10 protein-coding genes are annotated in these 13,809 nt (G+C 71.0%); 1 reads left to right on the top strand and 9 read right to left on the bottom strand.

Annotated features, from left to right (window positions below; genetic code table 11):
- The 5 genes from ACTS11_RS03125 to recA all read right to left on the bottom strand — a co-directional run.
- A partial coding sequence (locus ACTS11_RS03125; protein WP_442638885.1) for an NADP-dependent isocitrate dehydrogenase occupies nt 1-964 on the bottom strand: 964 nt, incomplete at its 3' end.
- Between the two features lie 117 nt (nt 965-1,081).
- A complete protein-coding gene (gene ade / locus ACTS11_RS03120) occupies nt 1,082-2,776 on the bottom strand; it encodes an adenine deaminase (RefSeq protein WP_442638884.1) in 1,695 nt (564 codons plus the stop codon).
- A gap of 69 nt (nt 2,777-2,845) precedes the next feature.
- Nucleotides 2,846-3,136 (bottom strand): DUF1330 domain-containing protein, encoded by a 291-nt coding sequence (locus tag ACTS11_RS03115; protein WP_442638883.1) that lies wholly within the window; start codon nt 3,134-3,136, stop codon nt 2,846-2,848.
- Between the two features lie 3 nt (nt 3,137-3,139).
- Nucleotides 3,140-5,803 carry an alanine--tRNA ligase gene (gene alaS / locus ACTS11_RS03110; protein WP_442638882.1) on the bottom strand — a complete coding sequence of 888 codons (2,664 nt, stop codon included), beginning with the start codon at nt 5,801-5,803 and terminating at the stop codon, nt 3,140-3,142.
- A gap of 140 nt (nt 5,804-5,943) precedes the next feature.
- On the bottom strand, nt 5,944-7,014 hold the full coding sequence (gene recA / locus ACTS11_RS03105; RefSeq protein ID WP_442638881.1) for a recombinase RecA: 1,071 nt from the start codon (nt 7,012-7,014) through the stop codon (nt 5,944-5,946).
- A 175-nt stretch (nt 7,015-7,189) separates the two neighbouring features.
- On the opposite strand from recA, the gene ACTS11_RS03100 reads away from it, so the two are divergent.
- Nucleotides 7,190-7,828 (top strand): gamma-glutamyl kinase, encoded by a 639-nt coding sequence (locus ACTS11_RS03100; protein ID WP_442638880.1) that lies wholly within the window; start codon nt 7,190-7,192, stop codon nt 7,826-7,828.
- Here the strand turns inward: ACTS11_RS03100 and ACTS11_RS03095 are convergent.
- From ACTS11_RS03095 to ACTS11_RS03080, 4 genes are all read right to left on the bottom strand, one after another.
- Nucleotides 7,822-10,257: an ATP-binding protein gene (locus ACTS11_RS03095; protein ID WP_442638879.1), complete on the bottom strand. Its 2,436-nt coding sequence runs from the start codon at nt 10,255-10,257 to the stop codon at nt 7,822-7,824. The genes ACTS11_RS03100 and ACTS11_RS03095 overlap by 7 nt on opposite strands.
- Nucleotides 10,258-10,434: 177 nt before the next feature.
- Entirely contained in the window at nt 10,435-11,601 is a 1,167-nt protein-coding gene (locus tag ACTS11_RS03090) for an RsmB/NOP family class I SAM-dependent RNA methyltransferase (protein ID WP_442638878.1), read from the bottom strand.
- 31 nt (nt 11,602-11,632) lie between these two features.
- The gene (gene guaB, locus ACTS11_RS03085) at nt 11,633-13,087 is read right to left on the bottom strand and encodes an IMP dehydrogenase (protein ID WP_442638877.1); all 1,455 of its coding nucleotides are present in this window, start codon (nt 13,085-13,087) and stop codon (nt 11,633-11,635) included.
- Between the two features lie 192 nt (nt 13,088-13,279).
- On the bottom strand, nt 13,280-13,809 hold a 530-nt coding region (locus ACTS11_RS03080), incomplete at its 5' end, for an RlmE family RNA methyltransferase (RefSeq protein ID WP_442638876.1).

The raw sequence follows: 13,809 nt of genomic DNA, 5'->3' as shown, positions 1-13,809 counted from the left end.
CCGTGACCTCCTCGATGGCGGCCATGATCCCGGCGTGGTCCTTCACCCGGTTCAGGAGGTCGCCGAGGCCCGAATTGGGGTTGACGCCGAGCGCCTTCATCTCGTCGCCGTATTTCTCGAAGACGGGCTTCAGCCAGCAGCGCACGGCATGGCCGAAGATGATCGGGTCGGAGACCTTCATCATCGTGGCCTTGAGGTGCAGCGAGAAGAGGACACCCTCGGCCTTCGTGGCCTCGATCTCCTCGGCGAGGAAGCGCTCCAGCGCGGAGGCGCTCATGTAGGTGGCGTCGACCACCGTGCCCGCGGGCCAGCTCACGCCCTCCTTCAGGACGATCTCCTCGCCGGCGTCGGTCGTCAGGACGATCTTCGCGGTCGCGGCCGCAGCCAGCGTCGCCGAGACCTCGTTGGCGCGGAAGTCGCCGCCCGACATGGAGGCCACGCGCGTCTTGCTGTCCTTCGACCAGTCGCCCATCGAATGCGGATTGTTCTGCGCGAACTTCTTCACCGGCGCGGCGGCGCGGCGGTCGGAGTTGCCCTCGCGCAGGACCGGGTTCACCGCCGAGCCCTTGATCGCGTCGAAGCGGCGGCGGGCCTCCTTCTCGGCGTCGGTCTGCGGCGCCTCGGGGTAGTCGGGGATGGCGTAGCCCTGCGCCTGAAGCTCCTTCACCGCGGCCACGAGCTGCGGCACCGAGGCCGAGATGTTCGGCAGCTTGATGACGTTCGCGTCGGGCTGCTTCACGATCTCGCCGAGCGCGGCGAGGTCGTCGGGGATGCGCTGCGCCTCGGTCAGGTGCTCGGGGAAGGCCGCGATGATGCGGCCGGCGAGCGAGATGTCCATCGTGCCGACCGAAACGCCGGCGGCCGAGGCGAAGCTCTGGATGATCGGCAGAAGCGAGGCGGAGGCGAGCTCGGGCGCCTCGTCGACCTTGGTGTAGATGATGTCGGGGGTATGTGTCGTGGTCATCGATTCCGGCCCTGCGGTTGAGTTTGGTATGCCATAGTACACCAAACGCCGGACGTCCACGGAACAGACGCCCGCGGGGAGAGCCAGATTGCCGCGCCCCCGCCCCGCAGGGACGCCTCAGGCGATGATCTCGAAGCGCACGACGTCCACCATGCCCCGGTCTGTGATCTTGAGCGCGGGGATCACCGGCAGGGCGAGGAAGGCCAGTTGCAGGAACGGCTCCTGCAGGGTCACGCCGAGCGACTTCGCCGCCTGCCGGAGCGCGATGAGGTCGTCGCGCACCTCCTCGAAACTGCCGAGGCTCATGAGCCCCGCCACGGGCAGCGCGAGCTCGGCCAGCACGGCGCCGTCGCGGGCCACGACGAAGCCGCCCTCGATCTCGGAGAGGCGCGTCGCGGCCAGCGCCATGTCGGCATAGTCGACCCCCACGCAGGCGATGTTGTGGTGGTCGTGGCAGACGGTCGAGGCGATGGCCCCGGCCTTCAGCCCGAAACCCTTCACGAAGCCCGTGGCGATGTTGCCGTTCCTCCCGTGCCGCTCTACCACCGCGATGCGGACGAGGTCGCGGGCGGGGTCGGGCCGCTTGTCGCCGTCGACGATGGGAACCTCCTCGCGCAGGTGCTCGGTCAGGATCTTGCCCTCGAGGATGCCGATCACGTCGGTCTCCTCGCGGTTGGCTGGCGCGCGGAAGCTCGCGGGCGTGAGCGGCGGCGCCTTGACGGAGTTGCGGCCCACCGGCGGGATCGTCTGCCGCGCGGCGAAGGCCGCGGCCGTCACCGCCCTGCCCCCGGCCCAGACCTGCGCCGCGCGGCAGGTGGCGAGGTCGTCCACCGCCACGATGTCCGCCCGCCTGCCCGGCGCGATCAGCCCCCGGTCCTTCAACCCGAAGGCCTCCGCCGCCGAGAGCGAGGCCGCGCGGTAGACGGCGAGCGGCGGACAGCCGAGCGCGATCAGCGTGCGGATCATGTGGTCGAGGTGCCCCTCCTCGTCGATGTCGAGCGGGTTCCGGTCGTCGGTGCAGAGGCACATGTAGGGGGCCGTGGTCTCGGTCAGCACGGGCTGGAGCGCGTGCAGGTCCTTCGACACCGAGCCTTCCCGGATCAGGACGCGCATCCCCTTGCGGAGCTTCTCGAGTGCCTCGGCCGCGCTCGTCGCCTCGTGCTCGGTCGAGATGCCCGCGGCGATGTAGGCGTTGAGGTCGCGCCCCGAGAGGAGCGGCGCGTGCCCGTCGACGTGCCCGCCCTCGAAGAGGCTCAGCTTGGCCATGGCGCGCGGGTCGCGGAAGATGACGCCCGGATAGTTCATGAACTCGGCGAGCCCGATGCCCGAGGGGTGCCCCATCAGCCCCGCGATGTCCTCGGCCGTCAGTTCGGCGCCCGCCGTCTCCATGTCGGTCGAGGGCACGCAGGACGAGAGCTGTACGCGGATGTCCATCAGCGTGTGGCGTGAGGCCTCCTGGAAATACCGGATGCCCTCGGCCCCGATCACGTTGGCGATCTCGTGCGGGTCGCAGATGGCGGTGGTGACGCCGCGAGGGCTCACGCAGCGGTCGAACTCGTAGGGCGTGACGAGGCTCGATTCGATGTGGAGATGCGTGTCGATGAAGCCCGGAACGAGCGTGAGGCCGGTAACGTCCACGACCTCCCCGCCCGCGTAGTCCTCGCCGACCCCCACGATGGTGTCGCCGCAGATCGCGACATCGCCCGCGACCAGGCTGCCGGTGATCAGGTCGAGGACCTTGCCGCCCCGGAGGACGAGGTCCGCGGGCTCGTCGCCCCGCCCCTGCGCGATCCGCTTCTCCAGTTCCGCCATGCCCGCACCTCTCCGCCAGTCACGGGCGAAGGATGCCGCAGGCGCATCCCGGTGGCGAGGGCGAAACGGCTAGTCCAGCGCCTCGACGAGGACGAGATCGCGTTCGGACGCGCCCTTCGCGTGGCTCAGCGCCTCCTGGTAGGTCGCGCTCTCGTAGCAGGCGTTCGCCGCCTCGAGGCTCGGGAACAGCGCCACGACGTTGCGCGGATGGGCGCGGCCCTCCTTCTGGATGGCCTGCCCGCCGCGGGCGAGGAACCGGCCGCCATGGGCGGCGATGGCCTCGGTCGCAAGCGCGGCGTAGCGCTTGTAGGCCTCGTCGTCGGTGACGGTGACGTGGGCGATCCAGTAGGCTCCGGGCATGTCTCAGGCTCCCTTGAGGACGGCTTCCGCGGCGGCGATGGCGTCTTGCGCCTGCGACGGGTCCTTGCCGCCGCCCTGCGCGAAGTCGGGCCGTCCGCCGCCACCCTTGCCGCCCAGCCGCTCGACGGCGGCCTTCACGAGGTCCACGGCCGAGACGCGGGCGGTCAGGTCGTCGGTGACGCCCGCCGCGACGGCGGCCTTGCCGTCGGCATCCGCGATGAGAAGGATCGCGCCCGAGCCCATGCGCCCCTTGTGCGCGTCGATGAGGCCCGCGAGGTCCTTGCCGTTCACGCCCTTCAGCGACTGCGCGAGGAAGGGGATGCCGTTCACCGTCTCGACGGCCGGCCCCTCCGACGCCCCGCCGCCCGCGAGCGCGAGCTGCTGGCGGAGCTGCGCCACCTCGTTCTCGAGCTTCCGGCGCTCGTCCTTCAGCGCGCGGACGCGGTCGAGAACCTCGGCGGGCGTCGCGTTGACCTCCTGGGCGAGCGCGGCCATGCGGCGGTCCTGCTCGGCCAGGTATTCGAAGGCCGCGGGGCCGGTCAGCGCCTCGATCCGGCGCACGCCGGCCGAGGACGCGCTGTCGCCGAGCGCCACGAAGAGGCCGATGTCGCCGGTCTGGCGCACATGCGTCCCGCCGCAGAGCTCGATCGAATAGGTGCGCCCGTCGCGCCCCTTGCCCGAGCCGTCCTGCGCGCCCATCGAGACGACGCGCACCTCGTCGCCGTATTTCTCGCCGAAGAGCGCCTGCGCCCCAAGCTCCCGCGCGGCGTCGGGCGTCATGATCCGCGTCTCCACCGGCGCGTTCTGGCGGATGAAGTCGTTGACCTCGCGCTCCACCGTCCGCAGCTCGTCGGGCGTCATCGCCTTGGTGTGGCTGAAGTCGAAGCGCAGCCGGTCGGGCGCGTTGAGGCTGCCCCGCTGCGCGACGTGATCGCCGAGCGCGCGTCGCAGCGCCTCGTGCAGGAGGTGCGTGGCGGAGTGGTTCGCGCGGATCGTCGTGCGGCGGTCGTGATCCACGATGAGCTGCGCGGCTTGGCCCGGCGCGATCTCGCCCTTCGTGACCTCGGCCATGTGCAGGAAGACGCCCGCGACCTTCTTCGTGTCGGTCACGCGCGCCTCGCCCGTCTCGGTGCGGATGATGCCGGTGTCGCCGACCTGCCCGCCCGATTCCGCGTAGAAGGGCGACTGGTTGACCACGATGGTCAGGCTGTCGCCCGCGTGGCCCGCGTTCGCCCGCGCGCCGCCCTTCACCAGCGCGTGGATCACGCCTTCCGCCGTCTCGGTGTCGTAGCCGAGGAACTCGGTGGCCCCGTGCTCCTCCGCGATGTCGAACCAGATCGCGGCATCGGCCTGCTCGCCCGACCCGGACCAGGCGGCGCGCGCCTTGGCCTTCTGCTCGGCCATCGCCTTCTCGAAGCCCGCGACGTCCACGCTCCGGTTGTCGCCGCGGAGCGCGTCCTGCGTGAGGTCGAGCGGGAAACCGTAGGTGTCATAGAGCCGGAACGCCGCCTCGCCGGGCAGCGCGGCGCCGTCGGGCAACTTGGCAAGCTCGTCGTCGAGAAGCCTGAGGCCCCGCTCGAGCGTCGTGCGGAACCGCTCCTCCTCGAGCTTCAGCGTCTCGGTGATCAGCGCCTGCGCGCGGCCGAGTTCGGGGTAGGCCTGGCCCATCTGCTGCACCAGCGTCGGCACGAGGCGGAACATCATCGGGTCCTGCGTGCCGAGAAGATGGGCGTGCCGCATCGCGCGGCGCATGATCCGCCGCAACACGTAGCCCCGACCCTCGTTCGACGGCATGACGCCGTCCGCGATCAGGAAGGAGACCGAGCGCAGGTGGTCCGCGATCACCCGGTGATGCACGTTCTTCGGTCCGTCGGGCTCGACACCCGAGGCATGGGCCGAGGCCTCGATCAGGCTGCGCATCAGGTCGGTGTCGTAGTTGTCGTGCTTGCCCTGGAGGAGCGCGCCGATCCGCTCGAGCCCCATGCCGGTGTCGATCGACTGCGCCGCGAGGTCGCGGCGGCTGCCGTCCTCGAACTGCTCGAACTGCATGAAGACGAGGTTCCAGATCTCGATGAACCGGTCGCCGTCCTCCTCCGCGCTGCCGGGCGGGCCGCCCCAGATCGAGGGGCCGTGATCGTAGAAGATCTCGGTGCAGGGGCCGCAGGGGCCGGTCGGGCCCATCATCCAGAAGTTGTCGTTGGTGGGGATGCGGATGATCCGCTCGTCGGGCAGGCCCGCGACCTTCTTCCAGATCGTCGCCGCCTCGTCGTCGGTGTGGTAGACGGTGACCAGCAGCTTGGACTTGTCGATCCCGAAGTCCTTCGTCAGCAGCTCCCACGCGAAGGGGATCGCCTGCTCCTTGAAGTAGTCCCCGAAGGAGAAGTTGCCGAGCATCTCGAAGAAGGTGTGGTGCCGCGCGGTATAGCCCACGTTGTCGAGGTCGTTGTGCTTGCCGCCCGCGCGGACGCATTTCTGCGCCGTCGCCGCGCGCACGTAATCGCGGTGCTCGACCCCGGTGAAGAGGTTCTTGAACTGGACCATGCCCGAGTTCGTGAACATCAGCGTCGGGTCGTTGCGCGGCACGAGCGGCGAGCTCTCGACGATCTCGTGGCCGTTGCGGCGGAAGAAGTCGAGGAAGGTGGAGCGGATCTCGTTCAGGCTGGCCATGGGATGCGGGACTGTCCGTCGGGAATGAGGGTCAGGGAGCGGATGTATATTCGCCGCCCGTGCCTGTCCACAGGAGAGGCGCGGAAACGCGAAGGGGCGGCCCCTGCGGACCGCCCCTCCGGTTGCGCGGGATCGCGCGCTCAGTCTTCCATCATCGCCGGATCGTCCTCGTCCGAGACGCCGAACTCGAGCCCGTGCGCGGCGCGGATCTTGTCCTCGATCGACAGCGCCACGTCGGGGTTGTCGCGCAGGAACTGCTTGGCGTTCTCGCGGCCCTGGCCGATCCGCTCGTCCCCGTAGGAGAACCACGAGCCGGATTTCTCCACCACGCCCGCCTTCACGCCGAGGTCCAGAAGCTCGCCGGTCTTCGAGATGCCCTCACCGTACATGATGTCGAACTCGACCTGCTTGAAGGGCGGCGCGACCTTGTTCTTCACCACCTTCACGCGCGTCGTGTTGCCCACCACCTCGTCGCGGTCCTTGATCGAGCCGATGCGGCGGATGTCGAGGCGGACGGAAGCGTAGAACTTCAGCGCGTTGCCGCCCGTCGTGGTCTCGGGCGAGCCGAACATGACGCCGATCTTCATGCGGATCTGGTTGATGAAGATGACCATGCAGTTCGAGCGCGCGATCGAGCCCGTGAGCTTGCGCATCGCCTGGGACATCAGCCGCGCGTGGACGCCGACGGAAGAGTCGCCCATGTCGCCCTCGAGCTCGGACTTGGGCGTGAGCGCCGCCACCGAGTCGACCACCACCAGGCTTACCGCGCCCGAGCGCACCAGCGTGTCGACGATCTCGAGCGCCTGCTCGCCGGTGTCGGGCTGCGAGATCAGCAGCTCGTCGAGGTTCACCCCGAGCTTCTTGGCGTATTGCGGGTCGAGCGCGTGTTCCGCGTCGACGAAGGCGCAGACGCCGCCCTTCTTCTGCTCCTCGGCGACGACGTGCAGCGTCAGCGTCGTCTTGCCCGAGCTTTCGGGGCCGTAGATCTCGACGATCCGGCCCTTTGGCAGCCCGCCGATGCCGAGCGCGATGTCGAGGCCCAGCGAACCGGTCGAGGTCGCCTCGATGTCCTTGAAGGGATTGTCGCCCCCGAGCCTCATGATCGAGCCCTTGCCGAACTGCCGTTCGATCTGGGCGAGCGCGCTGTCGAGCGCCTTTTGCTTGTCGGCCGAAGTGCGGTCGGTCATGTCGAGAAGGTTCGCCGTTGCCATGGAGGTTGACCCCTTATGTCATGCAGCCGCCGGAGCGGCAATGCGGTGCCCGTGTTCGCCTCTTGTTCTCGTCATGGGTAGCAAACAAAAAGGGAACATTTCAAGTCGAATCTTGCAGGTCCCAATCTGCTGCGCGAGCGGTTAAGAAAGCGTTGAACGGTCTGGCGGAGGGGCGATGCTGGTTTTCTGGAAGGCGCGGCTGGTGCTCATGGCCGTGCCGAAGACCGGAACGACGGCGCTCGAGGCGGCCTTCCTGCCCCATGCGGACGCCGCATTCCTGAACCCGCCGGCGCTCAAGCACGCGACGGTCCGGCGCTGGCGCGCGCAGGTCTCGGCGCTGTTCGAGGCGGAGGGGGCGCCGCCGATGGAACTCGTGGCGGTGATGCGCGAGCCGGTGGACTGGTTGTCGAGCTGGTATCGCTACAGGGCGCGCCCGGCGCGGATCGGCCGGCCGCAATCGACGGCGGGCATCGGCTTCGCCGAGTTCTGCGAGGACTGGCTCGCCGACGACCCGCCGGAGCACGCCCGCGTCGGGCGGCAGTCTCGCTTCCTGTCGGACGAGGACGGGCTCCTCGGCGTCGACCGGCTGTTCCGCTACGACCGGCTGGGCGAGGCCGTGGCCTACCTCGAGGAGCGGCTCTCGGTCTCGGTCACGCTGGGGCGGCGCAACGTCTCGCCCGAGGGGCCGGCGACGGAGCTTCCGGACGCGACGCTTGCGCGGCTGCGGCGGGGGGCGGCGGCGGACTTCGCGCTCTGGGACGACCTCTGCGCGGGACGGATCGGAGGCCAGGTCGGGGACGCCGGGGCTCAGTGAAGCTGGCGCGCGACGGTCGCCGTGAGGTCGGCGAGCGAGAAGGGCTTGGGCAGGAAGACCGCGCCCGGGATGCCCGCCGACATCTCCTCGATGTCGCCCTCGGAATAGCCCGAGACGAAGACGACCTTGACCCCGGGATAGGCGTGCAGCGCCTCGCGCACCCAGCTCGGCCCGTCCATTCCCGGCATGACCACGTCCGTCACGAAGATGTCGATCCGCTCCTCGGTCGTGCGCAGCGTCTCGAGCGCGGCCTCGGCGTTGTCGGCCTCGAGCACATGATAGCCGCGCAGCTTCAGCGCGCGCGAGGCGAAGGCGCGGACCGGCGCCTCGTCCTCGACCAGGAGGACGGTGCCGGGACGTTCGGCTCCGGGCGGAGGGCCCGCGTCCGCCGCAGTGCCGTGGTGCGCGCCAGGGGCATCCCCGGCACGCGCGGCGCCGGCGTTCGAGGCGCCCGGCCCGGACGAACCCTCCGGCGCGGGGGAGCCCGGCTCCGTCGGAGCGGCCGCGGACCGCGCCTTCGGCCGCGACACCGCGCCGGGCACGGCATCCGCCGGAACATCGTAGACGGGAATGTAGATGGTGAAGACGGTGCCCGAGCCCACGACGCTGTCCACGAAGATGTAGCCCCCCGTCTGCTTGACGATGCCGTAGGCCATGGAGAGGCCGAGGCCCGTCCCCTCGCCCACCTTCTTGGTGGTGAAGAAGGGCTCGAAGATGCGGCCGAGCTTGTCGACGGGAATGCCGTGCCCCTCGTCGCGGACGCGGATGGTGACGTAGTTGCCCTGCGGCACCACGGCGTTGTCGCGCAGGAGCGGCTCGGCCAGGCGCACGACGCGCGTCTCGAGGCGGATCTCGCCGCCGTCCGGCATGGCGTCGCGGGCGTTCACGACGAGGTTCATGATCACCTGGTCGAGCTGCCGCCGGTCCACGCGCACGGGCAGGAGCCCCGGATCGTGGTTGAGCGTCAGCCTGATCTTCTCGCCCACCAGCCGGTTCAGGAGATGCGTGAGCTCGCCCATCGTGTCGCGCAGGTCGACGATGTCGGGCTCCAGCGTCTGCTTGCGCGAGAAGGCGAGGAGCTGGCCGACGAGCGCGGCGGCGCGATTGGCGTTCTGGTTGATCTGCACGAGGTCGCCGTAATCCTCGTCCCCGTGGTCGTGGCGCAGGAGCAGGAGGTCGCAATGCCCCGTGATCGCGGTGAGGAGGTTGTTGAAGTCATGCGCGATCCCGCCCGCGAGCTCGCCGATGGCCTGCATCTTCTGGCTCTGCGCGAACTGCTGCTCGAGCGTCTTCAGCTCGGTCGCGTCGTGCAGCACGGCGAGGAGCGAGGGCCCCGTGGCGTCGGTGATGCGGCTGAGCGAGATCTGCAGGAAGCACTCGTCGCTCCGCCGCCGGGCGCGCACGACCTCGGACCGGGGCGGAATGCGCTCGGCCAGGCTGTCGGAGACCCAGTCGCGCACGGGACGGCCCAGCCCCTCGACCAGCGAGGACAGCGGCGCCATCTCCTCCGCCCCGATCCCGAGCAGCGCCTGCGCCTGCCGGTTCGAGGCCATCACCTCGCCCCCCGCGCCGATGTGGAGGAGCGCGACGGGAAGCGCCTCGAAGGCGCGGGCGGCGACCGAGGCGGCCGGCGGCTCGGCCAGCCCCGGGACGGCGTAGATCTCGCGCCGTCCGTCGCGGGCGGTGACGATGATCGGGACGACCTCGATCGGGCCCTCCCCGGACAGGAGCCGCGTGCGGCGCCCGGCGACGAGCGGCATCTCCGGCAGGACATCGGCGACCTTCACGACCTGCCGCCCGAGCAGCTCGCGCATCGCGTCGTTCATCGAGAGGACCGCGTCGCTGTGGCTGACCACCATCATCGGCAGGCCGATGCCCGAGCCGGTGCGGATCTCGTCCGACACGTCCTCGAGCCGCCAGAAGACCGCCCCGTCGAGACGGTTGGCCACGAGCCTCACCGCGCCCCGGGGCGTCACCACGGTCTCGTGGACCGAGGGGCGGCGGCCGATGGCGTTCTCGTGTCGGAAGACGACCGCGGCCGCGTTCGGCAGCACCGCGCCGATCGCGCGGGACACGGGCTGCCCGCGCCGGTCGCCGAAGCGGCGGGAGGCCGCGACGTTCTGCGCGACGATGGCGCCGGCCGGGTCGGTGACGAAAGCCGGCGCGGGATCGTGGCGGACGAGGTCGATCACGCGCTCGAGCGCCTGCCGCCGCCGCCGGCCGCGGAGCACCGCCCTCAGCGAAAGGACGACCGCCGCCGCCACGCAGCCGCCGCCCGCGGCGGCGAGCGAGAAGGACAGCGCCCAGGTCTGGACCAGAAGCGCGGCCAGCCCGGCCGCGAAGCCGAGCGCGATGAGGAGCGAAGGCTGCACGGACCATCCCGACGGCATGTAGGGCCCGCGCGCGGGCATGTCGGCGCGATCACTCATGTGCGGCCCGCCTGCCCTGCCAGCCCCGTGCATCCATCCCGGCCCTCCGCCGCTCCTGCAGCCCGTGCCGGCGAGACTGCACGGCAAACCTTGCCCAATCGTTAAGACGCCGCACCCGCGGCGTTCGTCCGCAACATGCCATATCCGTCGCGTTTGGGAAGGCCCCGGCTGCGGGTGTCAGGCGCCCCGCCGCAGGACCGCCGTGAAGAACCCGTCCGAGGCGGTGAGCGGCGTGTCGAGCATCGTCGCCACGGCCGCGAACCCGGCGTTCCGGGCGAGGAAGGCCGTGACCTGCGCCTCGTCTTCGGCCTCGAGGAGCGAGCAGGTCATGTAGGCGAGGAGGCCGCCGGGCGCGACCAGTCCCGCCGCCGCGTCGAGAATGGCGGCCTGCACGCCCAGGAGCGCGTCGAGCCCTTCCGGCGTCAGGCGCCACTTCGCCTCGGGGTCGCGCCGCCAGGTGCCCGACCCGCTGCAGGGCACGTCGCAGAGAACCGCGTCGTAGGGCGCATGGGCCGCGGCCCCGCCCGGCGGCAGCAGGCCGACCGCGACGCCCGCGCGCTCCGCCCGCGCCGGGAGGTCCGACATCCGCCGCGCGTGGGCGTCATGGGCGAAGACCTCCGCCCCCGTCCGGTCCGCGATGGCGAGCGCCTTGCCGCCCCCGCCCGCGCAAAAATCGAGGATGCGCCCCGTCCCGGGCCAGGGCACGACGGCGACCGCCCGCTGCGCCGAAAGGTCCTGAAGCTCGACGCGGCCCTCGAGGTAGGCGCCCGCGCCCCGCAGCCTGCGTCCGCCCTCCGTCACCTCGAGCGCGGTGTCGCAGAGCGGCGTGGGGCGTGCGGCGATGCCGTCGGCGGCGAGGCGCGCGATGGCGTCCTCCGCCGACCCGTTCCGGCGCGCGACGCGCAGCCAGAGCGGCGCGCGGTCGCGATAGGTGGCGAAGAGCGCGTCCCTGGCCGCCGCGTCCGCCGCGCGGGCCCCGAGCGGGCCGCGGAGCCAGGCGGGGATGTCGGCCTCCGGGCCGAGCGGCGCGCCCGCCACGGCTTCGGACGGCGCGAGCGGGGCCGGCGCATGGCCCTCGCCGGTGAAGAGCGTCGCGGGATCGGCGCCCTCGAGCCGCAGGAGCCCGAGCACGAGCGCCCTGCCATCCGCGCCGCCGCCGAGCGCCGCCGCGCTCTCCCGCCGCCGGAGCGCGTCGTAGACGATGTCGCGGACGGCCGCACGGTCGCCCGACCCCGCGTAGCGCGCGCCCCGCGCCCAGCCGGTCAGCGCCTGCTCCACGGCGCGCCCGCCGAGCCAGTCGTCGAGCACCGCGATGGCCGCCGAGAGACGCGCGCCCGGGGTCACGACATCACCTCAAGAACGCCCCGCAACACGTTCAGGTGGATTGATAATTCGGGCTTTCGCGGGTGATCTGCACATCGTGGACATGGCTCTCCTTCAGGCCCGCGCCGGTGATCCGGACAAAGCGGCAGCGCCCGCGCATCTCCTCGATGGTGGCGCAGCCGGTGTAGCCCATGGCCGCCCGGAGCCCGCCGATCATCTGGTGGATCACGGTGCCGGCCGGGCCCTTGTAGGGCACCTGTCCCTCGATCCCCTCGGGCACCAGCTTGTCGGATGCCGCGTCCTTCTGGAAGTAGCGGTCGGCCGAGCCCCGCGCCATGGCGCCGAGCGAGCCCATGCCGCGGTAGGACTTGAAGCTGCGCCCCTGGTAGAGGATGACTTCGCCCGGGCTCTCGTCGGTGCCCGCGATCATCGAGCCCACCATGGCGCAATGCGCGCCCGCGGCGATGGCCTTGGCGAAGTCGCCCGAGAACTTGATCCCGCCATCCGCGATGATCGGCGTGCCGCTGTCCTCGGCGGCGCGCGCGCAGTCCATGATGGCGGTCAGTTGCGGCACGCCCACGCCCGCGACGATCCGCGTGGTGCAGATGGAGCCCGGCCCGATCCCGACCTTCACCGCGTCCGCGCCCGCGTCGATCAGCGCCCGCGTGGCCCCGGCCGTGGCGACGTTGCCGGCGACGACCTGGACCGAGTTCGAGAGCCCCTTCACCCGCCGCACGGCCTCGGCGACGGAGGCGGAATGCCCATGCGCCGTGTCGATCACGATGAGGTCGCAACCCGCGTCGATGAGCGCGGCGGACCGTTCGTAGCCCGCGTCGCCCACCGTGGTTGCGGCGGCGACGCGCAGGCGGCCGAGTTCGTCCTTGCAGGCGGCCGGGTTGACCACCGCGCGCTCGGTGTCCTTCAGCGTCAGAAGGCCGGTCAGCTTGCCCTCGGCATCCGTCACGAGGAGCTTCTCGATCCGCCGCGCCTTCATCAGGCTGATCGCCTGGCCCCGGTCGGCGGGCTCGCGCAGGACGGCGAGGTTGTCGGAGGTCATCATCACGCGGACGGGGGTGTCGTCGGCCTCGGCGAAGCGCATGTCGCGGTTGGTGACGATCCCGAGCACGCGCCGCTTCTCGTCCACCACCGGAAAGCCGGTGAAGCCGTAGCGCTCGGTCAGCGCCTTGGCATCGGCGAGGGTCTGGTCGGGGGTCAGCGTGACCGGGTTGTAGACGATCCCGCTCTCGAAGCGCTTCACCCGGCGCACCTCGCGGGCCTGGGCGTCGATGTCGAGGTTGCGGTGGATCACCCCCATGCCGCCCGCCTGCGCCATGGCGATGGCCATCCTGGCCTCGGTCACGGTGTCCATGGCGGAACTCAGGAGCGGGATGTTGAGGGTGATGGCCTTCGTCACGCGGGTGCGCGTATCGACCTCCGAAGGCAGGACGGCACTCGCATCCGGCACAAGAAGCACGTCGTCGAAGGTGAGCGCCTCGCGAATCTCCATCGGAATCTCCCCAGGGTCCTGCGTAGGCCACTCCCTATCTCATGGGGCGCGGCCGAGGGAAAGGCCGAAATCTGGGGGTTGCGCCGGCTGCGCCGTCGCCCGGTGGAAGCGCCGGCGGGGGCATCGAGCCCCCGCCGGCGCTGCCGCCTTCGGCGCCGCGTATTTCGGGAAATATGAAGGGGTGGTCGCGGCTCAGCCCCGGAAGCCGGTCGCCACGACGAACTTCTCGGAACTGTCGGCGCGGGAGGCGGGCGGCTTCACGTTCGCCACCTTGTCGAAGCGCTGCTTCAGGACGGTCTGGAGCCCGCCCTCGGCCCCGCCGGACAGGACCTTGGCCACGAAGGTGCCGCCGGGCTCGAGCACGTCGAAGGCGAGCGCCGCCGCCGCTTCGCAGAGCGTCACGATGCGCAGGTGGTCGGTCTGCTTGTGGCCCGAGGAGGACGCCGCCATGTCGCTCATCACGACATCCGCGCGCCCGCCCAGCCAGTCCTTGATCCTGTCGTCGGCGCCGTCCTCGAGAAAGTCGAGCACATGCAGTTCGGCCCCGGCGATGGGCTCCACCTCCTGCAGGTCGACGCCGATGATGCGCCCCCGCGCCTTCCCCGGCTTCTCGCCGAGCGCGTTGATGCGGGGCACCGCCACCTGGCACCATCCGCCAGGCGCGCAGCCGAGGTCCACCACGCGCGCCCCCGGCACGAGGAAGCGGAAGCGGTCGTCGAGTT

The organism is Roseicyclus sp. (assembly GCF_052168335.1).
Taxonomy (GTDB): domain Bacteria; phylum Pseudomonadota; class Alphaproteobacteria; order Rhodobacterales; family Rhodobacteraceae; genus Roseibacterium.
This window is presented reverse-complemented; position numbering and strand designations above follow the sequence as displayed.

Excerpts from the sequence above, each read along its gene's own strand:
- ade (WP_442638884.1), bottom strand. The coding sequence starts at position 2,776 with ATGGCGGAACTGGAGAAGCGGATCGCGCAGGGGCGGGGCGACGAGCCC.
- ACTS11_RS03115 (WP_442638883.1), bottom strand. The coding sequence starts at position 3,136 with ATGCCCGGAGCCTACTGGATCGCCCACGTCACCGTCACCGACGACGAG.
- alaS (WP_442638882.1), bottom strand. The coding sequence starts at position 5,803 with ATGGCCAGCCTGAACGAGATCCGCTCCACCTTCCTCGACTTCTTCCGC.
- recA (WP_442638881.1), bottom strand. The coding sequence starts at position 7,014 with ATGGCAACGGCGAACCTTCTCGACATGACCGACCGCACTTCGGCCGAC.
- ACTS11_RS03100 (WP_442638880.1), top strand. The coding sequence starts at position 7,190 with ATGCTGGTTTTCTGGAAGGCGCGGCTGGTGCTCATGGCCGTGCCGAAG.
- ACTS11_RS03095 (WP_442638879.1), bottom strand. The coding sequence starts at position 10,257 with ATGAGTGATCGCGCCGACATGCCCGCGCGCGGGCCCTACATGCCGTCG.
- guaB (WP_442638877.1), bottom strand. The coding sequence starts at position 13,087 with ATGGAGATTCGCGAGGCGCTCACCTTCGACGACGTGCTTCTTGTGCCG.